The sequence below is a fragment of the Falsiroseomonas tokyonensis genome (assembly GCF_019024325.1).
GTDB classification, from domain to species: Bacteria; Pseudomonadota; Alphaproteobacteria; order Acetobacterales; family Acetobacteraceae; genus Falsiroseomonas; species Falsiroseomonas tokyonensis.
In genome coordinates this window covers 208429-228229 of the sequence record NZ_JAFNJS010000001.1, presented here as the reverse complement: position 1 = coordinate 228229, position 19801 = coordinate 208429, and the positions used below count along the sequence as shown (strand labels likewise).

20 protein-coding genes are annotated in these 19801 nt (G+C 71.0%); 7 read left to right on the top strand and 13 right to left on the bottom strand.

The window, feature by feature from the left end:
* Positions 1–127 precede the first annotated feature (127 nt).
* Complete coding sequence (locus tag J3S20_RS01115) at positions 128–847, bottom strand: RluA family pseudouridine synthase (protein WP_216833841.1); 720 nt, start codon at positions 845–847, stop codon at positions 128–130.
* Here J3S20_RS01115 and J3S20_RS01110 point away from each other — a divergent pair.
* Positions 846–1751 (top strand): PfkB family carbohydrate kinase, encoded by a 906-nt coding sequence (locus tag J3S20_RS01110; RefSeq protein WP_216833840.1) that lies wholly within the window; start codon positions 846–848, stop codon positions 1749–1751. The genes J3S20_RS01115 and J3S20_RS01110 overlap by 2 nt on opposite strands.
* Positions 1752–1955: 204 nt before the next feature.
* Here the strand turns inward: J3S20_RS01110 and J3S20_RS01105 are convergent, their stop codons facing one another.
* The 4 genes from J3S20_RS01105 to J3S20_RS01090 form a co-directional block, all read right to left on the bottom strand.
* Complete coding sequence (locus J3S20_RS01105; RefSeq protein ID WP_216833839.1) at positions 1956–2591, bottom strand: hypothetical protein; 636 nt, start codon at positions 2589–2591, stop codon at positions 1956–1958.
* 109 nt (positions 2592–2700) lie between these two features.
* Positions 2701–3639 (bottom strand): hypothetical protein, encoded by a 939-nt coding sequence (locus J3S20_RS01100; protein ID WP_216833838.1) that lies wholly within the window; start codon positions 3637–3639, stop codon positions 2701–2703.
* 41 nt (positions 3640–3680) lie between these two features.
* On the bottom strand, positions 3681–5936 hold the full coding sequence (locus J3S20_RS01095) for a glycosyltransferase (protein ID WP_216833837.1): 2256 nt from the start codon (positions 5934–5936) through the stop codon (positions 3681–3683).
* Between the two features lie 49 nt (positions 5937–5985).
* The gene (locus tag J3S20_RS01090; RefSeq protein ID WP_216833836.1) at positions 5986–7032 is read right to left on the bottom strand and encodes a hypothetical protein; all 1047 of its coding nucleotides are present in this window, start codon (positions 7030–7032) and stop codon (positions 5986–5988) included.
* A 330-nt stretch (positions 7033–7362) separates the two neighbouring features.
* On the opposite strand from J3S20_RS01090, the gene J3S20_RS01085 reads away from it, so the two are divergent.
* On the top strand, positions 7363–8169 hold the full coding sequence (locus J3S20_RS01085) for a hypothetical protein (protein WP_216833835.1): 807 nt from the start codon (positions 7363–7365) through the stop codon (positions 8167–8169).
* Positions 8170–8212: 43 nt separating this feature from the next.
* Here J3S20_RS01085 and J3S20_RS01080 read toward each other — a convergent pair whose 3' ends face one another.
* A complete protein-coding gene (locus J3S20_RS01080) occupies positions 8213–8968 on the bottom strand; it encodes an HpcH/HpaI aldolase family protein (RefSeq protein ID WP_216833834.1) in 756 nt (251 codons plus the stop codon).
* A gap of 146 nt (positions 8969–9114) precedes the next feature.
* Here J3S20_RS01080 and J3S20_RS01075 point away from each other — a divergent pair, with 146 nt between their 5' ends.
* The 4 genes from J3S20_RS01075 (at position 9115) to J3S20_RS01065 (ending at position 12884) form a co-directional block, all read left to right on the top strand.
* Complete coding sequence (locus J3S20_RS01075; protein WP_216833833.1) at positions 9115–10509, top strand: FAD-binding oxidoreductase; 1395 nt, start codon at positions 9115–9117, stop codon at positions 10507–10509.
* Between the two features lie 4 nt (positions 10510–10513).
* Positions 10514–11731 (top strand): MFS transporter, encoded by a 1218-nt coding sequence (locus tag J3S20_RS01070; protein ID WP_216833832.1) that lies wholly within the window; start codon positions 10514–10516, stop codon positions 11729–11731.
* Between the two features lie 127 nt (positions 11732–11858).
* The gene (locus J3S20_RS30680; protein WP_281419393.1) at positions 11859–11993 is read left to right on the top strand and encodes a hypothetical protein; all 135 of its coding nucleotides are present in this window, start codon (positions 11859–11861) and stop codon (positions 11991–11993) included.
* A 57-nt stretch (positions 11994–12050) separates the two neighbouring features.
* Positions 12051–12884 carry a universal stress protein gene (locus J3S20_RS01065; protein WP_216833831.1) on the top strand — a complete coding sequence of 278 codons (834 nt, stop codon included), beginning with the start codon at positions 12051–12053 and terminating at the stop codon, positions 12882–12884.
* 90 nt (positions 12885–12974) lie between these two features.
* Here J3S20_RS01065 and J3S20_RS01060 read toward each other — a convergent pair whose 3' ends face one another.
* Positions 12975–14156, bottom strand: coding sequence for an amidohydrolase family protein (locus J3S20_RS01060; protein ID WP_246602220.1), 1182 nt, complete (start codon positions 14154–14156; stop codon positions 12975–12977).
* A 182-nt stretch (positions 14157–14338) separates the two neighbouring features.
* Between J3S20_RS01060 and J3S20_RS01055 the strand changes: the two genes are divergently transcribed.
* Positions 14339–15337 (top strand): Bug family tripartite tricarboxylate transporter substrate binding protein, encoded by a 999-nt coding sequence (locus tag J3S20_RS01055; protein WP_246602219.1) that lies wholly within the window; start codon positions 14339–14341, stop codon positions 15335–15337.
* A gap of 82 nt (positions 15338–15419) precedes the next feature.
* Here the strand turns inward: J3S20_RS01055 and J3S20_RS01050 are convergent, their stop codons facing one another.
* The 6 genes from J3S20_RS01050 to J3S20_RS29995 all read right to left on the bottom strand — a co-directional run bounded on the left by J3S20_RS01050 (position 15420) and on the right by J3S20_RS29995 (position 19765).
* Entirely contained in the window at positions 15420–16604 is a 1185-nt protein-coding gene (locus J3S20_RS01050; protein ID WP_216833829.1) for a CaiB/BaiF CoA transferase family protein, read from the bottom strand.
* Positions 16601–17290 (bottom strand): IclR family transcriptional regulator, encoded by a 690-nt coding sequence (locus J3S20_RS01045; RefSeq protein WP_216833828.1) that lies wholly within the window; start codon positions 17288–17290, stop codon positions 16601–16603. Before J3S20_RS01045 ends, J3S20_RS01050 begins: the two co-directional genes overlap by 4 nt.
* Positions 17287–18258 (bottom strand): Bug family tripartite tricarboxylate transporter substrate binding protein, encoded by a 972-nt coding sequence (locus tag J3S20_RS01040; protein ID WP_216833827.1) that lies wholly within the window; start codon positions 18256–18258, stop codon positions 17287–17289. Before J3S20_RS01040 ends, J3S20_RS01045 begins: the two co-directional genes overlap by 4 nt.
* A gap of 101 nt (positions 18259–18359) precedes the next feature.
* Positions 18360–18881, bottom strand: coding sequence for a dihydrofolate reductase family protein (locus tag J3S20_RS01035; RefSeq protein WP_216833826.1), 522 nt, complete (start codon positions 18879–18881; stop codon positions 18360–18362).
* Complete coding sequence (locus tag J3S20_RS01030; RefSeq protein ID WP_281419425.1) at positions 18878–19513, bottom strand: SMP-30/gluconolactonase/LRE family protein; 636 nt, start codon at positions 19511–19513, stop codon at positions 18878–18880. Before J3S20_RS01030 ends, J3S20_RS01035 begins: the two co-directional genes overlap by 4 nt.
* 15 nt (positions 19514–19528) lie before the next feature.
* Positions 19529–19765 (bottom strand): hypothetical protein, encoded by a 237-nt coding sequence (locus J3S20_RS29995; protein ID WP_246602217.1) that lies wholly within the window; start codon positions 19763–19765, stop codon positions 19529–19531.
* Positions 19766–19801 lie beyond the last annotated feature (36 nt).

Sequence of the window (19801 nt, the reverse complement as noted above, 5' to 3'; positions counted from 1 at the left end):
GCCGCGGCCCCCACCCTCCCGCTTCGCGGGCCCCTCCCTCCCCCGCTCCGCAGGGGAGGGTTGATGCGGCTCCCTCCCCTGCGGAGCGGGGGAGGGTTGGGGTGGGGGCCCGGCGCGCTCCTCACGCCTAACCCCCGCAGCCCGCCATCGCCGCCCGCATATGCGCCGGCACCGGCGCCTCGAAATGCAGCGCCGGCTCCAGCGGCAGCGTCAGCCCCCGCGCCAGCAGATGCAGCCCGCCGGCCTCCCCGCCCCCATACAGCGAGTCCCCAACGATCGGGCAGCCGAGATGCGCGCAATGCACCCGCAGCTGGTGCGTCCGCCCGGTCTCCGGCGCCAGCTCCAGCCAGCTCAGCCCCCCGCCGCGCCCCAGCACCCGCCAGGCGCTGCGGGCCGGGTCGCCCTTCGCATCCACCTGCATCCGCCAGCCGCGCGCCGCGCTGCTGACCTTGGCCAGCGGCGCCTCCACCAGGCCGGACTCGGCGCCCGGATCGCCGCGCACCACCGCCCAATAGGTCTTGCCCACCTGCCGCGCGGCAAACAGCGCGTTCAGCCGCGCCAGCATCGGCGCGGTGCGGCCCAGCGCCAGGCAGCCGGCGGTATCCGTATCCAGCCGATGCGCCGGCTGCGGCAGGCGCTTCTTGCCCAGGCGCAGCGCCGGCAACCAACCCTCCAGCGTCTCCCCCTGCCGGGCCGAAAGGGGCAGGCCGGCCGGCTTGTCCAGCACCAGAAGCTCCGCATCCAGGTGCAGGATGCGGTCCCGCAGCCAGCCGGGCAGGGGCGTATTCGGCGGTGCAGCAATCTTCGCTTGGCGAAACCTGCCCGGCGGTGGAACCCTGGGGGCCATGAACGAGCCTGATCTCCGCCCAATCGTTGTCTGCCTCGGCAGCGTGGTCATGGACCACACTTTCCTGGTCCAGGATATCGTCCAGCCGCCGTCCAAGAACCGGGCCAGCGGCTATAGCCTCGGTGCCGGGGGGCTGGCGGCCAATGCGGCGGTCGGCGTGGCGCGCCTCGGCGGCCACTGCATCTTCTGGGGACGGGTCGGGGACGACCTGAACGGCCCGCCGCTGCTGGAGGCGCTGGCCGCCCAGGGCGTCGATGTGGCGCATTGCCACCTCGCCGCCAACGCCCGCACCCCCGTCTCCGCCGTGCTGGTGGACCCGGTGGGCGAGCGCAGCATCTATTCCTATCGCGGTGACAACCTCGGCACGGACCCGGACTGGCTGCCGCTGCACCTGCTGGAGACGGCGCAGTCCTTCCTCTGCGATCCGCGCTGGGCGGAGGGCAGCGCCCGCGCGCTGGACCATGCCCGCCTGCACGGCATCCCCAGCGTGATCGATGGCGAAAAGAGCGAGACGCGCCTGCTGCTGGACCTGATCCCGCGCGCCGACCATGCGATTTTCTCGGAGCCCGGCCTCACCAACTACGCCCCCGGCGCCCGCCCGGTGGAGGGGCTGCGCAAGGCGATCGCCGCCGGCTGCCGCACCGCCGCCGTGACCCGCGGCGAGAAGGGCACGCTCTGGCTGACGGCCGAGGATCCGGAGCCGCGCATCACCCCCGCCTTCCGCGTCCAGGCCACCAATACCACCGGCGCCGGCGATGTCTTCCACGGCGCCTATGCCTTGGCCATGGCGGAGCGGCAGAGCGTGGCGGAGGCGATGCGCTTCGCCTCCGCCGCCGGCGGGTTGCGGGCGCGCGACGGCGCCACGCCGAGCCGCGCCATGGTGGAGGAATTGCTGCGGGGCTGAAGCACGATCCGAGGGCACTGAAGCAGTGCCAGCGGATTTCGTGCTTTGGAAAAAGTGACGTCTAGAGCACGAGATCCGTCCAGCTGGACCGGGATCGTTCTCTACAGCACGATCTGTCCGAATGGACAGATCTCGTGCTGTAGAAGCTATTGTTTCTAAAGCACGAAATCAGTTCACACTGATTCAGTGTGAACCGATAGTGCTTTAGCTGCCGAGCACCGGCAGCTCTGCGAAGCGGTGGCTCAGCACCCAGGGGCTGTGCGCCAGGGCGATGTTGGTGCCCTGGACGCGCACGGTCACCTCCGAGGCCTGGCCCGGCGGCAGCTGCAGCGGGCGTGGGAACTTGAACAGGAAGCCGGTGCCGGCGAGCTCCTTGCCGATGCGCTCCAGGTCGGATCGCCGCCGTTGCGCGGGCGCGGTGCCCACTGGGCTGCCATCCAGCCAGATCTCCACCGTCAGGGGAAGGTCCGGGCAGGCGAGATTGGCGGCCCAGCCGCGTACCAGGGATTCACTGCAGCGATCGATGGCGCCGGCCAAGCGGGTGGCGATGCGGCGCCGGGCCAGCACCTGAAGCCCGCCCTCGGCCTCCACTGCCAGGGCGAGCTCCGTCCCTTCCGCCGGCGCGGGCTCTGCCAGGGGAATGCGGAAGCGCAGCGGGGCGGGCTGCGGCGTGGCCCCTGGAAGCACCGCCTGGCCCAGGCTGCGCCCCTCATGCACCGCATGCAGCCTGGCCCCGGCCCAGCTTGCGGCCGTCGCCTCGCCGCCCAGGTGGAAGCGATCCGCCGTCAGCAGCGCCACGCCTGGCGCGCCCCGATCCTCCGTCACCATTGACCCGCCCACCGCACACACTCCGAGTCCAAGAGAGGAATGGCGCCTGCCTTATGGACGTTTCCCCGCCTTGCGGCTGATGCGGTGCCCGGGTCTGCAGCCCGGGCTGCCGATGCGGTCCCTAATCCTGGACCGGCGCCCCTTCGAACCAGGGGCGGATGCTTTCGAGACAGCTGCGGATCTTGTCGAACCCCACGGGATTATGGAGAGCCTTGGCGTCGGAATACAACTCCAGAATGAATCGCTGCGAGAGGTCGATCTCCTGACGCTCCTCGGCACGCAACTTCAGCGTGCCTAGCAGCGGCAGCAGCTGGTCGGTGTAGTGGTCGTCGTCCAGGATGTTCTGCAGGTAGTAGATGCGCGGCACCTGCGCGCCGGCGGCGATGCTGGCGACGAAGGAGAACCGGTCGGGGAATTCCGCCTTGGCGCGGTCCAGCGGAATGCCGCCGAAGCCCACCTCCAGCAGCCGGCGCACGCCGCCGCGGCGGAACTTCAGCACATCGGTCTGCGGGTTGTTCACCAGGGCGGAGCTTCCCGGCATGCGGCTGGCCATCATCAGGGAGGTGAAGCCGCCGGCCGAGGAGCCGTAGAAGAGAATGTTCTCGTTGCGGATGCCGAGCGCATCCCGCACCTGGCCCACGATCTCGCAATGCGTCGGCAGTACCGGCGCTTCCGCCGTGCCGGCGCACCAGCCGAGGCTGACATCCTCCCGCAGGAACAGCGTGGGATCGTTGAAGATCAACGCGTTGTAGGGAAGCTCCTCCGCCCAGTCCATGCGCTGGAAGCGCGGCAACTGCACCTGGGAACGCGCCTGGAAGCCCTGGCCGAAGACCAGCAGCGGCTGACCCGGATCGGTGAACTTCAGATAGAAGGCGTAGTGCAGCGGCTGGCCCTGGTGCTCGTAGATGTAGTTGCCGGGACGCAGCTCCAGCGCCGCCAGGTCCGCCACCTGCAGCGTCTCGGTCCGGGCACGGGCCGCCATCTCGCCGCGCGACACGAAGCGGCGGGTGATGCTGCCCGGCGCTTGGGAGGTTGCGGCCGGCTCCGGGGAGTCCACCATGTTCTACTCAGATCCTCAACCGTGCAGGCAGGCGTGATTGCTTATCCGAACTTGCGGGCCAGGCGCCGCGCATGTTCCAGGCCCCGCCGCAGTTCGGGCGAGGCGCCGGCCGAGGGTTCTACCGTTTGCAGCACGAAATGCGACAGGCCCGCGTAAGCATCCTGTAACATATCCGCGCGCGCTTCCGCTGCCTGGGCCTGGGCGGTCAGCCGCGCCACCTCCCGCCGCAGGTCGGCCGCCTCCCGGCTCGCCTCGCGCCGGGCGCCTTCGGCGGAGGAAGCCTTCCAGAACAGGCCCTGGGAGAGCAGCAGGAAGGGGCGCACCGCCTCCGGCGCCGTCTCCAGGTAGATCTCCGCCGCCCGCATCAGCGCGCCGTTGCGGTCCCGCTTGCGCCAGCCGCTGCCCCAGCTGGCCAGGGTGGTCCGGTACCAGAGCAGCGATTCCGGCACGACGTCCACGCGCAGCCCCTTCGACCAGGCCTTGGCGAAGAAGCGCCAATCCTCGGCATGGTTGAAGCGGCCATCCACGGTGAAGCCGCCGATCTCCAGGAAGCGGTCGCGGCGGACGAAGGAGTTCAGGTCGCCATAGCTGTTGCAGATCAGCCCGAGCGGCCCGAAGTCGCCCATCACCACGAAGCGCTTCAGCGCCTCCCGCTCCGATTCCGGGGGGGCCTCGGTGGCGAAATGGTCGTTGAAGCAGGTCAGCACATCGGCGCCGCCGGTCTCCGCCGCGCGGCAGAAGACCTCCACCTCCTGCGGCTTCGGCACATTGTCGTCGTCCATGAACAGCACGTATTTGCCGCGCGCCGCATAGGCGCCGGCATTGCGCGCGGCGGGCTCGTACAGGTTTTCCGCAAGCCGGACGATGTGCAGGTTGCCGCGGCGGCTGGCTTCCAGCTGCGCTAGATAGGCCACCGCCTCCGGCGTGCGGCTGCCATTGTCGACGATGATGATCTCGAGATTCGGGTAGGTCTGCGCCTCCAGCGCCGCGATCGCCTGGGCCAGGCCCTCCGGTCGCTCGTAATGCAGGATATTCACGCTCACCAGCGGCAGGCGCGGCGGCGGGGGGGCGGGCGGGCGGGCGCGGTCGGCCGCGATCTCCTCGGCCAGTTCCGCGTGAAAGCGCAGCATCCGCGTGCGGTGCTCGGCGAAGTCGAAGGCGCTTTCCGCCGCGCCGAAGCCGGGATCGGCCAGGGTGCGCAGGATATGCTCGGCAAGCCCGGCGGGTGTCGGCGGAAACAGCACCGCCGCGCGGCTGGCCGGCGCGATCAGCTCCGCCACCCCGCCGACATCGGAGGAGATGAAGGGAATGCGGTGATAGACGCATTCCATGACCGTATAGGGCGAGTTGTCGTGCAGCGCCGCCAGCACGGCTAGCCGGCCCGCACCGCGCAGATAGTCCACCGCCTGGAAGGTATCGAGGCCCGAGACCACGGAAACCGGCCGGCCCCATTTGGTGGCCCGCGCCTCCAGCACCTCCTGCGGATAGTCGCGGCCGGCCTTGCCGAGGAAGGTGATCTTCACCTCCGGCGGCAGCTCCGCATTGATGCGGTCGATCGCGTCGCAGAAGACCAGCAGGCCCTTGCGCGGCTCGATCCGGCCGAAGAAGACCAGTTCCTTGATGGGCCCGGGCTCCGTCGCCGCGGGCGGCGGTGCGCCGTGCAGGCGCCCCAAATCCAAATGGGCCGGCATCAGGTTCGGCAGCATCACCTGGCGCGCGGGCAGCCGGAAGCCGGCATCGCGCAGCCATTTCAGCATATAGTGGCTGGGGCTGATGACGATATCGGCCAGCTCCACCAGTCGGCGCTCCAGCCGGTCCCGCACCATGTAGGAGATGTCGTCCACCGGCGCCGCATTGGTCAGGCGGGACCAGAGCGTGGGCGAATGGGTGGTCACCGCGATGCGGGTATTGGCCAGGCAGAGGCCCTGGGACTTGGCCAAAGCCGTGAAATAGCCCAGGCCGATATAGTCGACGAAATGGATCAGGTCGTAGTCGCTGTGCTTCAGCACCTCATGCACCTGGTAGGCGCGGGCGATATTGTCCTGGTCATAGACCGTGGGGGTGCGGTGCACCGGCGGCAGCGTGTCCTCCGGCAGGCCGATCAGCCGGACGCCGGATTTCTGGTAGGCCTCCTGCCAATAGGCCAGGTCCTGGTTCTCGAAATAGGTCGAGGTATAGAACAGCGTCACCTCATGCCCCGCCGAGGCCAGCGCCTGGGCCAGGGCGGTGCAGGCGGTGCCGACGCCGCCATTCTTGATCGGCCCCACGATATCGGGGGAGGCGACGCAGATCTTCATGGCGGCGGGTCCCGTGGCGCGAGGGGTGGCGGGGTCATGCGGCGAAGCGTCAGGACAGGGCCGGCTGCGCCGCGGCGTCGCGCGCGGGCGGCTGCGGCGCCTCCAGCTGCAGCAGGCTGTCGCGCGTCACCGCGCGGCAGACCCACCAGGGGCTATTGGCCAGGTCGAGATCCGTATCCCGCACCCGCACCGAAACAAAGGCATCGGCGCTGACCGGCAGGTGGATCGGCCGGGCGAAGGTGAATTCGAAGCCGGAATGCGCGTAGTCGGCGCCGAATTCCGCCAGGTCCGGCCGCGGCCGGTCGGCGCGGGTGGAGCCCTGGTAGGTGCCGTTGATGAAGACATCCACCATCACCGGCTGGCCGGGCAGGGCCGGGTTGGCGGCGAAGCCGCGCACCATGGCCTCGTTGCAGCGATCGAGCCCGCCGGTGAAGCGGGAGCGCAGCGGGGCGGTGGCCAGCGTCCAGCGCTGCCCCTGCCGTTCCAGCACCAGCTCCGCCACCATGCCGTCGCAGACGAAGGCGCCGCGGCCGAAGGTCATGCGCAGCGGCAGCGTGCCGCCCTCCGCCGGGCGCAGCGCGGCCAGGGGGGTGCGCCCGGCGGGCCGGCCATCGATCGAAAGCAGGAAGGCGGCGCCATCCTGCACGGCTTCCTTGGCCCAGTCGCCGCCCGGCAGCGTCACCTCCGCCGCCAGGTGCATGATGTCGGCCGCGAGGATGCGGATGGCGATCTGCTCCTCCGCCGCCGGCAGGATGGGCGCGATGCTGGTGCCATGCCTGACCCGGGCGGCGGCGAGGCGGGCGAGGTCCAGCGGATAGTCCAGCTCTGGCCGGTCATTGACGCGCAGCACCAGACCGCCCGGGCCGAGTGCCAGGCCGAGGCGGATGGGCGCGGCGAAATCGGCGGGGTCCAGCGGCAGGCGCGCTTCCGGCTGCCAGGCGCCGCCCAGGAAGCTGTTGAAGACGATCCAGCCGTGCTCCTGCAGCGGCTTCGCATGGAACAGGATGTCGTTGCCGTCGATGAAGTCCAGATGGGCCTTGTCGCGGATCGCGCGCACGGAAAACAGGTAGGAGTCGGAGGCACCCGGCAAGGCCATGCGAAGTTTCTCCTGCTCGCCTTGGAACAACGACCTGCCCTGCCGCCTGGATAACGCGGGCAGCAGGACGCCAGCCGCGGGGTGCCGGCTGGGCAAAGCTGTACAAGGTTTCGGGACCGGCGGGTTACAGGAGAAGGTGGCTTGGGGTCAACGCCGTGCCGGCCGGGCGCCATGGTCCCCCAAACGACGTCCGGATGACCCTCCGATGGACTTTGCCGGCGGACCTGCTCTAGACCAGGGCGCAGCCGCAGCCTGCGCCCGCCAGCGGCCCCGCCGCGCGGCCGAGCCCGGGCGCGATGCGGCGGCGACCCAGCTTTCGGACCGACCAAGATGAAGATCTCCCTGGCGAAGCCGATTGAGGTCGGGGAGCGCCACAGCTTCCGTTTTTCCCGCAGCGGCGGCCATCCCTCGCCCACCATCGACTATGTCTGGCGCGGCACCGCCCTGCTGCATCTGCGGGTCGACAAGGCGCGGCAGCGGCTGGTGCTGAACGACAAGGTGCTGGGGCACTGGCGGTCGGAGACGGTGCTGCCTTTCCCCGAGGCAGGGGCGGAGAGCCTGGCGCTGACGCTCCGCTTCCCGGAATTCGGCGCGCGGGTCAGCCTGGACGAGACCAGCCACGTCGCGTTCGACCGCGACATCGAGCTGAAGGATGCCGACCACATCCTGTGCGACGACAGCTTTTCCTTCAGCCGCGTCGATGCACCCGCCGGCGTCGCGCCGGCCCCGGTTGGGGTGCCGGTGGGGGTGGCGGAGGCGCCGGTGGGCGCGCTGACCTTCGCCGGCGCCTCCGGCGTGCGCGGCTGGGCCTGCGATGCGCGCCGGCCGGGGGTGCCGGTGGCGGTGGAGCTGCTGGTGAATGGGCAGGCGGTGGCGCAGGTGCTGGCCGATCGCGGCCATGCCGGGCTGCGCCGCGCCAGGCCGGATCTCGCGACCCACGGCTTCACCCATCGCTTCGACCCACCGCTGGAGCTGGCGGAGGGGGCGGATGTGGTGCTGGAGGCGCGGGTGGGCGGCCGGCTGCTGCTGCACAGCCCCTGGTTCCTGGCCCGCCGCCTGCGGCCGGAGACGCCGAAGGCGGGGCCGGAGCCCGTGCCGCAGCTGGTCAGCCTGGCCGCGGACACGCCGCGCGGCTGAACCAGCTTGCCCCCTCCCCGTCGGGGGAGAGGGCGTCAGGCGCTCAGCCCCGGGCGACGGCGACCTGGGCCTTGGCGGCGGTCAGCATCAACCCGCTGTCGTTCATGATGGTCGCCAGGTTGAAGCCGCGCTCGAACATCTCCTTCGAGTACTGGCCCGTCATGGTGTGGATGCCGACCTTCACCCCGGCCGCCTGGGCGGTGGTGCGGATCTTGTCCAGCACGGCCAGGAACTCCGGCTCCCGCCGGTCCTGCAGCGGCGCCATGCCGAGCGAGAGGCTGAGATCGGAGGGGCCGATATAGATCGCGTCCACGCCGGGGACATTGACGATGGCCTCCAGGTTGTCGAGCGCCGTCTTGGTCTCGATCATCGGGATGACCAGCACATCGTCATTCGCCGCATTGGTATCGGCCGCGGCGCCATAGATGCCGGAACGGATCGGGCCGAAGCTGCGGCTGCCCTTCGGGGGGTAGCGGCAATAGGAGACCAGGGCGCGGGCCTCGGATTCCGTGTTCACCATCGGGCAGATCACGCCCTTGGCCCCGCCATCTAGCACCTTGCCGATGATGCCCGGCTCGTTCCAGGGCACCCGGACCATGGGGGTGACGCCATGCGGCTGCATGCCCTGGAAGCAGGCGACCATGGACATGTAGTCCTGCACGCCGTGCTGGATATCGACGGTCAGGCTGTCCCAGCCGGCCTGCGCCATGACTTCGGCCGTGAAGCCATGTGGGATGGCAAGCCACCCGTTCACCACGGGCTTGCCTGCCGCCCAGGCCGCCTTGACGCCGTTTGCCATCTTCTACGTTCCCCCGCGGGTGGTTGTATGATGACTCGACGCTAGGCGCGCGCCGCCGGGGCGTCAACGCGGCGGGGCGCATTCAGGCGCCCGCATGGCAGGCCAGGCGCTTTGCGGGGGGCGGGGCGCGTGGCAGGCTGCGCGCCATGAACACCATCTCCCCCCGCCCGGTGGATGCCGTCATCGCCGCCGCCTCCGCCTTCCTCGGCGAGCGCATCACCACAAATGCCGCGCTGCGCGAGCAGCACAGCCATGGCGAGGACAGTTCCACGCCGACCCTGCCGGATGCCGTCGCCTTCGTGGAGACGACGCAGGAGGTCAGCCAGCTGCTGGCGCAGTGTCACCAGCATGGCGTGCCGGTGGTGCCCTTCGGCGCCGGCACCAGCCTGGAGGGGCATGTGAACCCCGTCCGCGCCGGCATCAGCCTCGACCTTTCGCGCATGACCGCGATTCTCGAGGTGAACGAGCAGGACATGGACTGCCTGCTGGAGCCTGGCGTCACCCGCCAGCAGTTGAACGAGCATCTGCGGGACAAGGGCCTGTTCTTCCCGGTCGATCCCGGCAGCCACTGCACGCTGGGCGGCATGGTCGCCACGCGCGCTTCCGGCACCAATGCCGTGCGCTACGGCACCATCCGGGAAAACACGCTGGGGCTGGAGGTGGTGCTGGCGGATGGAAGGGTGATCACCACCGGCGGCCGCACCCGCAAGGCGGCGAATGGCTACGACCTGACGCGGCTGTTCATCGGCAGCGAGGGCACGCTCGGCGTCGTCACCAAGGTCCGCCTGCGGCTGCACGGCATTCCGGAGGCGATGAGCTCCGCCGTGGTGCAGTTCCCGACGCTCGCCGGCGCGGTGGAGAGCACCATCCAGGTGATGCAGCTCGGCATCCCCGTGGCGCGGATCGAGCTGCTGGACGACGACATGATGGCCGCCTCCATCGCTTTCTCGAAGCTGGAAGGCTTCGCCCCGCTCACCACCCTGTTCCTGGAATTCCACGGCACCGAGGCCGGGGTGCGCGAACAGGCGGAGCTAGTGGAGGCGATCACCACGGAAAACGGCGGCAGCGGCTTCCGCTGGGCGACCGACCCCGCCGAACGCGCCAAGCTGTGGAAGGCGCGGCATGACAGCTACTGGGCCGGCGTCGCCTGGAAGCCGGGCCGCAAGGCGCTGACCACCGATGTCTGCGTGCCGATCTCCCGCTTGGCGGAGGCGCTGGTGGGCGCCAAGCAGGAAGCCACCGAACGCGGCCATACCACCTGCATCGTCGGCCATGTCGGCGACGGCAACTTTCATCAAATGATCCTCTACGATCCGGCCGATCCCAACGGGCTGGAGGGCGCCTGGGACATGGACCGGCGCGTGGTGGCGCGCGGCCTGTCGCTGGGCGGGACCTGCTCCGGCGAGCATGGCATCGGCCTCGGCAAGCGCGAATTCCTGGAGACGGAGCACGGGGCGGAGGCGCTGGCCGTGATGCGCAGCCTGAAGGCCACGCTGGACCCGAAGGGCATCATGAACCCGGGCAAGATGTTCCGGAATTGAGGTGATGTCCCCCGCCCAGGCCGGGATGGCGCTGCCCATCCTGGTGCTGTGCCTTGGCCATATCTTTTCGAATGCCGTGCGGACGATTCCGGCGGTGGCGGCGGATGTGCTGATGCGCGACCTCGGCCTGACGGCGGAGGCGCTGGCGCAGATCACCGGCGCCTTTCCGCTGGCCTTCGCGGCGGTGATGCTGCCGGTCGGCATCGCGCTGGATCGCTTCGGTGTGCAGCGCGTGGCACTCGGCCTGCTGACGGTGGCGGGCTGCGGCGCGGTGCTGGGCGCGCTGGCGACCGGGCCCTGGTCCATGCTGCTGGCCCAGGTGGTGCTCGGCGCCGGCTGTTCGGGGATGTTGATGTGCCCCATCACCTTCGCCGCAAGGGGGCTTTCCACCGCGCGCTTCGCGGTCTGGTCCGGGCTGATCCAGGCGGTGGGCAATACCGGCATGCTGCTCTCGGCCAGCCCGCTGGCTTTGCTGATCGAGGCGGTGGACTGGCGCGCCGGCTTCCTGGCCTGCGCCGGCATTGCGGCCCTCGCCTTGCCGCTGGTGGCGCTGCTGGTGCCGCGCGACCGGCCCGCGGCGCAGCCGCCGCGCAGCCTGGGGGCGGATCTGCGGGAGGTGGCGCGCATGGCCGCCCAGCCGGCGCTGCGCGGCGTGATGGTCTTCGTCTTCGCCTCCTTCGCCGCGGTGCTGGGGCTGCGCGGCCTCTGGGGCGGGCCCTGGCTGATGGAGGGCAAGGGGCTGGATCGCGTGGCTGCGGGCAATGTGCTGCTGGCCTGCACCGTGGCGCTGACCATCGGGCCGCTGCTGGCGGGGCTGGTGCTGCGGCGGGTCGGCCATGCGCCGGCGCTGCTGGCCGGCAGCCACCTGCTGTGTGCCGGCTTCATCCTGCTGATCGTGGGCGGGGGCCCCGGCGGCTGGCTCGCCACGCTGCTCGGCCGCCCGGTGCTGCCGGTGGCCTGGGATGCGGCGCTGCTGGTGGCCTTTGGGGGGATCATCTCCTTCCAGGTGCTGGCCTTCTCCATCGTCCGCGCGGCCGTGCCGCCGGAACAGGCGGGGCGGGCGCTTTCGGCGGCGAACCTGTTCTTCTTCTCCGGCGCCGCCTTCTTCCAGGCGCTGTCCGGGGTGATGGCCGCCTGGGGCGGTCCCGCGGCGGCGCTGACAACCTTTGCCGTGGGGCTGGTGGTCTGCTCGCTCGGCTTCCTGGCGCTGCGGCCGCGGTGAGGGGCTTCGCGCGCCGCGCTCGGCGCTGATGCAGGGCGGCAGGGTCGCCCCCGGCCTGCCCCTGTCGTAACTGTTCGGCCCGCCGTCTGATCGGCTAACTTTCCCGGATCGTGGGGGAGGGCGGGCGATGCTCAGGCTCATCGGGCTGCTGGCGTTGCTGGCGGGGGGCGCGGTGCTGGGCCATTGGCTTCTGCTGCAGGCACAACAGCAGCCCGGCCAGATTGGCCGCTTCGCCGCCGGCACCTGCGCCGCCTGTCACTGAGGCGGGGTGCCGCGGCGGCCGCGGCTGCGCTAGCATGGTCCTGCAGGAGGATCGCTTATGCTGCGCAGCATTCTGGTCGCTTTGGATGACACGCAGGGCGCAAAGGCGGCGCGCGACGCCGCCTTCGCCCTCTCCCGCCGCACCGGCGCCAGCCTGACGGCGGCGGTGGTGCTCGACCGCCCGCATACCGAAAGCGAGCACGAATTCGTGCCCATCGGCGGCGCCGCCTTCAAGGCGCGGCGCGACGCCGCGCTGGTGAAGCGGGCGCAGCAGGATGCGGACCAGGCGCTGGCCGAATGCGCCGCCGCCGCCGCCGGCCATCCCTATGTGGAGATCCGACTGGAGGAGGCGCCGGAGCCGGCCCTGCAGCGCGCCGGCGCGACGCACGACCTGGTGGTGATCGGCCGCGACAGCACGCTGGGCCTGGAGGAGGTGGAGGACGGCGTGGCCCCGGTGATCGAGCGCCTGCTGATGGACGGCGCCCGCCCCCTACTGGTGATCCCGCCCGAGCCTGTGCTGGCCGAGGGCCCGGTGCTGGTTGGCTACGATGCATCCCTGCCCAATATGGCCGCGCTGCAGCTCTTCGCCCTGCTCGGCCTGGCCGAAGGCGCGCCGGTGCGCGTCGCCTCCGCCGCCGAGACGCGGGAGGCCGCGCTCGCCATGGCGGAGGAGGGCTGCGTCTATCTGCGCCGCCACGGGCTGCAGGCGACGCCGCTGGCCCTGGTGGGCGACCGCCCGGCCGACCTGCTGCTGGCCGAGGCCGAGGGCATGGCCGCGCGCCTGCTGGTGGTCGGCGCCTTCGAGGAAAGCGGCCTGCGCCGCCTGCTGACCGGCAGCGCCACCCACGAACTGCTGCGCCGCGCCCGCTGCCCGGTTTTCATCCACCATTAGCGAAAGCCCTCCCCCGCACTTGCGGGGGGTCGCGGCACTGCCGCGACGCCTCGGGCTGGGGGGGGGGTAGTCCGGTACCCCGCGCCTTCCTCACCCCGGCCGATGCAGCACCGCCGGCGCCCGCGTCACCGTCCGCCGCCCGCGCTTGAAGGCATCCAGCACCGGGGCGATGCCGCGCAGCGCCTGCACCTCGTCCGGCGCATCCACCACCACCAGGTCGGCCGGCGCGCCCACCCGGATCCCGTAGTCGTCCTGCCGCATCAGCCGGGCGGAGCTGTCGGTGATCATCGACCACATGGCCCGCACATCCTCCGCATTGCCGCGCTGGATGATGTTTCCGTAGTGGCTCGCCTGCCGGATCAGCTGCCCATCGCCATAGGGGGTGAAGGGGTTCTGGATATTGTTCGACGAGATCGAGCAGACCACGCCCGCCTCCACCAGCCGGTTCGCATCCACCACGCTGCGCGGCACGTCGGCATCCCTGTGACGCCCGCCGAGATAGAGGTCGGTCGCGGGCAGCACCGTCAGTGCCACGCCGGCATCGGCCAGGCGCTTCGCCACCTTGTCCACCTCCGCCGGCGGCATGGTGGAGAGCTTGGTCACATGGCCGATGGCCACCCGCCCGCCCCAGCCGTATTTCTCCGTCAGGTCACAGACCAGCAGCGTGTCGAGCTCCGCGCCGCTGGTGCCGCTATCCAGGTGCATGTCGATGTCGACGTCGAATTCGCGCGCCATCTCGAAGACGCGGCGGATCTGCGCGGCGCGGTCGCTGTCGTAGTTCGGCGCGGCGCCGACCACCTTCGCGCCGTTGCGCAGCGCGGCGACCATCAGCTCGTCCGTGCCGGGATTGTTGGTCAGCCCCTCCTGCGGCATGACGCAGATCTCGACATCGATGGCCCAGGCGTAGCTGTCGATCAGCGCCTTCACGCCCTCGAAGAAGCGCAGGCCGATGCGCGGGTCGACCTCGACATGGGTGCGCATGCGGGTGCAGCCGTGCAGCACGCACATCTCGAGCGTCCGGCCGGCGCGTGCCGTCACCTCCTCCACCGTAATCTCGGGCTTGATGGCGGAGACGCGCTCCATCGCCAGGTGCGGGAAGCGCGTGGTCTCGCAGGCGCAGCGGTTGAACAGGCAGGACTTGTCGAGGTGGATGTGGGTCTCGACGAAGCCGGCGCAGACCAGCCGGCCCTTGCCCTGCACCGTCTCGGCCGCCTCCGCTTGCAGCCTTGGTGCGATGGCGGCGATGCGGCCGGCCTGCACGCCGATGTCCATCAAGGGGTCAGATGCAGCGGAATGAGGCAGACGCATCTCGCGCAGGAGGAGGTCGAATTCCATGCGGGGGCTCCGGGATACCAGTTGTGCGGCGGGCCACCGAACCATGCAGGACGCGCTGCGTCTACGGCACCGAAGTTGCTTTCACCCACCCGACCGGATCATCGGATCCAGGATGGGAGATGACGCAGATGCCCGACAATGCCGGCCCGACCCGCCGCCAGATCCTCGGCGGCCTTGCCACGGCCCTGGCCGCCCCTGGCCTGGCCCGCGCGCAATCCGCCTGGCCGGAGCGGCCGATCCGCTGGATCGTGAACTTCCCCCCGGGCGGTGCGGCCGACATCCTCTCCCGCATCCTGGCCGAGTGGTTCGGCACCAGGCTTGGCCAGCCCATCGTGGTGGAGAACCGCCCCGGCGCCGGCGGCATGCTGGGCAGCGACCTGCTGGCCAAGGCGCGCGGCGACCAGCACTTGGTGATGATCTCCAACGCCGCCTCGCACGGCATCGGGCCGGTGCTTTATGCGAACGTGCCCTATGACGCGGTGGCCGATTTCACCCACATCCACCTGGTCGGCACCTTTCCCAGCGTGCTGGCCGTCGGGCCGGGCGTGACGGCGCCGGATCTCGCGGCCTTCCTGGCGCAAGCCCGGGCGAAGCCGGGCGAGATGACCTATGGCTCCGGCGGCAATGGCACGATGAACCACCTGATCGGCCAGCTTCTGGCCCGCGCCGCGGGGGTCGAACTCACCCATGTGCCCTATCGCGGCTCCGCGCCCGCCATGACCGATGTGATGGGCGGGCAGATCCCGGCGCTGATGGAGAGCCTGCCCACCGCCCTGCCCAATCTCCGCGCCGGCCGCATGCGCCCGATCGCGACCAGCGAGCCCGAACGCTCCCCGGCCCTGCCGGATGTGCCGACCTTTGCCGAGGCCGGCTTCCCCGCCGTGGCCTCGACCAACTGGTTCGGCTTTTCCGCCGCCGCCGGCATCCCGCCCGCCGTGAAGGCGCGGTGGGAGGAGGAGATGGGCAAGGCCATGGCCTCCCCCGAGATCGCGGAGAAATTCGGCCGCATCGGCGTGCGCCCCGGCACGCTGGGCGCCGAGGCCTATACCGCGATGATCCGCAGCGAGCTGGACAAGTGGCGGGAGGTGATCCGCGCCGGCGGCATCAAGGTGGACTGAGCAGTCCGCCATACCCTCTCCCCCCACCGGGGGGAGAGGGATGGGTGAGGGGGGTCCGCAGCACCGTGCGGTGCTTGCCCCCTCAGCCCGCGAGCACCCCCGCTTCCCGCATCGCGGCGATCTCAGCCTCGGAATAGCCAAGCTCCGCCGCAATCGCCGCGCCATCGGCGCCCGGCGCGCGCAGGTCCCCCGTGCCGCCCGGGCGCGCACCGTCGATGGCCACCGGCAGGGCCGGCAGGTCGATCGGCGTGCCGTCCGGCAGGTGCAGCGGCACCAGCCCGCCGGAGCCCAGCAGATGCGGGTCTTCGAACAGCTCCGCCGGCTTGCCGATGGGGGCGAAGGGCAGGCCGAGTGCCTCGCACTTCGCCATCAGCTCCGGCTTGGTATAGGCGGCCAGGGCCGCGGCGATGCGCGGGATGGTGCGTTCCCGCTGCGCCACGCGCTGCTGCTTGGTGGCCAGGCTGGAATCGGCGGCCAGGTCCTGCAGCCCGAAGGCCGTGCAGAAGGCCGGCCACTGCGTATCCGTCACCACGCCGACGAAGACCTGCCCGCCATCGGCGGTGCCAAAGATGTCGTAGACCGGCCAGGCGGGGCGGCGGACGGACATGGGCGGCGGCGCCTGCCCGGTGATCTTGGTCTGCGCCATGTGCTGCGCCATCAGCAGGGCCACCGTCTCGAACAGCCCGGCCTGGATCTCGCCGCCCTTGCCGGTGCGCTGGCGCTCGGCCAGCGCGGCCAGGATGCCGATGACGGCGGACAGCCCGCCCATGATGTCGATGACGGAGGACCCCGCCCGCAGCGGCCGACCCTCCAGCCCCGTCATATAGGCGAGCCCGCCCATCATCTGCACCACCTCGTCCAAGGCGGTGCGGTGCTCATAGGGGCCGGGCAGGAACCCCTTGCAGGAACAGTAGATCAGCCCGGGATTGGTGGCCGACAATTCGGGAAAACCCAGGCCCAGCTTGGCCATGGCGCCGGGGCGAAAGTTCTCCACCACCACATCGGCCTTCGCCGCCAGCTTCTGGACCAGCGCCAGGCCCTCGGGCTGCTTCAGGTCCACGCACAGGCTGCGCCGCCCGCGGCCGAAGGCGGCGTAGAAGCCGGTGCCGGATCCGGTCAGGCGGCGGGTGCTGTCGCCCTCCGGCGCCGGCTCCACCTTGATGACCTCCGCGCCCAGATCGGCCAGCGTCATGCCCACGGTCGGGCCCATCACCATATGGGTAAATTCAAGAACGCGCATCCCGGCGAGCGGGGTCGGGCTGGTCATGCAGGGGCTCCGCTACGCGGCATCAGGTCACCGCCGAGTCGTCTTGTGAGATCGGAGGCCGCTTCGGCCACGGCCGCAAGATGCGCCGCCCGCTGCGCCTCGATCCGCGCCTTGGGGCCGGACAGGCCGAGCGCCCCGGCCAGGCTGCCGCCGGGACCGAAGACGGCGGCGGCCACGGCGGCGGTTTCGGGGTTCCGCTCGCCGAAGGTCGCCACCACGCCGAGGGCACGGGGGTCGGCGGCCGAGAGCACGCGGCCGCCGGCGCCGGCGGGCAGCGGGATCAGGTCGCCCGCCGCCAGGTCGTCGCCGATGCGGTTCGGGCTGCGGACGCGCGCCAGGCACAGGCGCTGGTCGGCATGCCGCACCCAGAAGCTGGCCGTTTCCCCGCTGCGCTGGGCCAGCGCCGCCAGCAGCGCCGGCAGGTGCCGCTCCACCGGCAGGGACCGGGCATAGAGCGTGCCCCAATGGAACAGCATGGGCCCCAGCGCCCAGCGCCCATCCGCCAGCCGGCTGACGCAGCGGGCGCGCTCCAGCGAGGCGAGAAGGCGCAGGATGGTGGATTTGTACAGGCCGGTGCGGGCGGCCAGTTCCGCCAGGCTCAGCGCCGCATCGCCTTCCCGGAAGGCGCCCAGGATGGTCAGGGCGCGATCTACCGCGGCGACGCCGCTTTCAGGCGCGGTGCTCACCCGGCGCGAACCCCGGCCTCGCGCAGGATGACGGCCCATTTCGCCATTTCGGCCGTGACGAAGGCATGGGCCTCGGCCGGGCTGTTGCCCACCAGACGTTCGGCGCCGAGCTCGGCCAGGCGGGTCCGCGTCGCGGGCTCGGCCAGCACGGCGGCGACCTCCGCCTGGATGCGGGCCAGCAGCGGGTCCGGCGTGGCGGCGGGGGCGAGGATCGCCTGCCAGACCATGAAGGTGGCGTCCGGGAAGCCGGCCTCCGCCATGGTCGGCACATCCGGCATCACCGGGCTGCGGCTAGGGCCGGAAATGGCCAGCGCCCGGGCGCGGCCGCCCTGGGCCAGGCCGAAGCCGGTCAGCCCGGCATCGTAGAGCATGTCCAGCGTGCCGGAGGCGAGGTCGAGCGCCGCCGGGGCGCCGCCGCGATAGGGCACCTCGGTCATCTTGATTCCGGCGGCGCGCAGGAACAGCAGCGACACCAGCTGCAGCGCGCCGCCGCCGCCGGTGCTGCCATAGGTCAGCTTCTCGGGATTGGCGCGCGCCGCGGCAACGAAATCGGCCAGCGTCCGGTGCGGCGAATTGGGCGGCACCAGCAGCACCATCGGGCTTTCGGCGACGATCGAGACCGCCTTCAGATCGGCCGCCGGGTCGTAGTCCAGCTGCGGGTAGATCGCCTTGGTCACCGCATGGCCGATGTTGTGGAACAGCAGCGTATGGCCATCGCCCGGCGCCTTGGCGACGAAGGAGCTGCCGATGGCCCCGCCGGCGCCGGTGCGGTTTTCCATCACCACCCGCTGCGGCAGGCGCTGCGACAGCCGGTCCGCGACCAGCCGGCCGATCACATCGGTGGCGCCGCCGGGGGCATAGGGCAGCACCATGCGGATCGGGCGGTTGGGCCAAGCCTCCTGGGCGCGCAGCGGGGTGGCGGCGAGCAAAGCGGGGGCGGCGAACAGGCTGCGGCGGCGGAGATTCATGGCGTTTCCCTTCTCGTCGTTCTATCTGTCAGAATGACGTTCTGTTTCTGAGATGAGCTTACGCACAGGCCCGCCGCGCGGGTCAAGCGCGGCGCGTCCTCTCAGGCCCGCTCGTAGACCAGGTGCAGGGCGTCGCCCACGGTCCGGCTCTGCCGCAACGCCAGCCTTGTCTCCGGCGTGCCGGGCGGGAAAAGCGGGATGCCGGCGCCGAGGATCAGCGGCAGCACCGCCATCTCCAGCCGGTCCAGGGCGCCGATCGCCAGCAGCCCGCGCAGCAATTGCCCGCCGCCTTCCACCCAGACGCGGCCGAGGCCGCGCTGGCGCAGATCCGCCACCAGCCCCGGCAGGTCGCCGGCATGGGCCTCGACCCCCGGCGGGGCATCGGCCAGGGGGCGGCTGGTGACCACCCGCACCGGCTTGTCCGGATAGGGCCAGTCGCCCATCTGCCGCACCGCCTCATAAGTGCCGCGGCCCATCAGGATGGTCTCCACCCCGGCGTAGAATTCGGCGAAGCCGAAGGCCTCGGGCGGCGGCGCGCCCTGCAGCAGCCAGTCCACCGCGCCATCCGGCCGGGCGATCATGCCGTCCAGCGAGGTCGCGATATGGCAGTGGAAGACCGTCACGGCGCCGGGATCTCGGCAGCCAGCAGGCTGCCCGACTGGCTTTCGGTGATCACCAGCGTGCGGCCATCGGGCGCGAAGGCGCAGTTGGTGGGCATGCGGCCGAAGCCCGTGCAATCCACCCGATGCGTCGCAATGCCATGCGGATCCACCACCCAGACCTGGCCATGGCCGGGATTGGCGACGAACAGCCGGTCATGCGCATCCACCGCCATGCCATCGGGGCCGGAGGTGCCGGCCGGCACCCGGAAGAACAGGTTCGCCTTGGCCACCACCGCATCCGGCCGCAGGGCGAAGCGCCAGACCTCGCAGGACCGAGTCATGGCCACCAGCAGATGCGTGCCGGCGCGGTTCAGCGTGAGGCCATTGGGGCTCGGCCCGTTCGAGATCAGCCGGTCCATCCGCCCGTCGCGGTGCAGCCGCCACACGCGCCCGGTGGGGTCCTGCAACCCGGTCTGGCCCTGGTCGGTCAGCAGGATGGAGCCATCCGGATGCAGGATCAGGTCGTTGATCCCGCGGAAGCCCTCGCTGTGGATATTCTCCGCCACCGCGGTCATGGCGCCGGTCCGCGGATCGAGGCTCAGCACGCCGTGGCGGTAATCGGCGACCAGCAGCTCCTCCTCCCGCGCTGCCAGGCCGTTCGGCCAGCCTTAGTAGTCCGCCACCACCTCCCACTGGCTGCCGGAGATGCGGAAGACGCGGCCATGCGGGATGTCGGTGCAGAACAGATTGCCGGCGCCGTCGAAGCAGGGGCCTTCCAGGAAGGAATCCACCGGCGCGCCGCCGCGATTCGCATCCGCCCAGGCGCTGGGGCGGGGCCGGCGCAAGGCATCGGGCAGGCGGGAGAGCAGGCTGGGGGCGATGACGGCGGGCGGCGTGTTCCACATGGGTTGAACCTGCCCGGGTCTTGCCTGGCCGCCAAG

Bases quoted from the DNA above. Each gene is read 5' to 3' on its own strand.
- J3S20_RS01070 (WP_216833832.1), top strand. From the start codon at position 10,514: ATGTCCCCCGCCCAGGCCGGGATGGCGCTGCCCATCCTGGTGCTGTGC.
- J3S20_RS01065 (WP_216833831.1), top strand. From the start codon at position 12,051: ATGCTGCGCAGCATTCTGGTCGCTTTGGATGACACGCAGGGCGCAAAG.
- J3S20_RS01085 (WP_216833835.1), top strand. From the start codon at position 7,363: ATGAAGATCTCCCTGGCGAAGCCGATTGAGGTCGGGGAGCGCCACAGC.
- J3S20_RS01040 (WP_216833827.1), bottom strand. From the start codon at position 18,258: ATGAATCTCCGCCGCCGCAGCCTGTTCGCCGCCCCCGCTTTGCTCGCC.
- J3S20_RS01095 (WP_216833837.1), bottom strand. From the start codon at position 5,936: ATGAAGATCTGCGTCGCCTCCCCCGATATCGTGGGGCCGATCAAGAAT.
- J3S20_RS01100 (WP_216833838.1), bottom strand. From the start codon at position 3,639: ATGGTGGACTCCCCGGAGCCGGCCGCAACCTCCCAAGCGCCGGGCAGC.
- J3S20_RS01055 (WP_246602219.1), top strand. From the start codon at position 14,339: ATGACGCAGATGCCCGACAATGCCGGCCCGACCCGCCGCCAGATCCTC.
- J3S20_RS01050 (WP_216833829.1), bottom strand. From the start codon at position 16,604: ATGACCAGCCCGACCCCGCTCGCCGGGATGCGCGTTCTTGAATTTACC.
- J3S20_RS01060 (WP_246602220.1), bottom strand. From the start codon at position 14,156: ATGGACATCGGCGTGCAGGCCGGCCGCATCGCCGCCATCGCACCAAGG.
- J3S20_RS01115 (WP_216833841.1), bottom strand. From the start codon at position 847: ATGGCCCCCAGGGTTCCACCGCCGGGCAGGTTTCGCCAAGCGAAGATT.
- J3S20_RS29995 (WP_246602217.1), bottom strand. From the start codon at position 19,765: ATGTGGAACACGCCGCCCGCCGTCATCGCCCCCAGCCTGCTCTCCCGC.
- J3S20_RS01110 (WP_216833840.1), top strand. From the start codon at position 846: ATGAACGAGCCTGATCTCCGCCCAATCGTTGTCTGCCTCGGCAGCGTG.
- J3S20_RS01090 (WP_216833836.1), bottom strand. From the start codon at position 7,032: ATGGCCTTGCCGGGTGCCTCCGACTCCTACCTGTTTTCCGTGCGCGCG.
- J3S20_RS01080 (WP_216833834.1), bottom strand. From the start codon at position 8,968: ATGGCAAACGGCGTCAAGGCGGCCTGGGCGGCAGGCAAGCCCGTGGTG.
- J3S20_RS01075 (WP_216833833.1), top strand. From the start codon at position 9,115: ATGAACACCATCTCCCCCCGCCCGGTGGATGCCGTCATCGCCGCCGCC.
- J3S20_RS30680 (WP_281419393.1), top strand. From the start codon at position 11,859: ATGCTCAGGCTCATCGGGCTGCTGGCGTTGCTGGCGGGGGGCGCGGTG.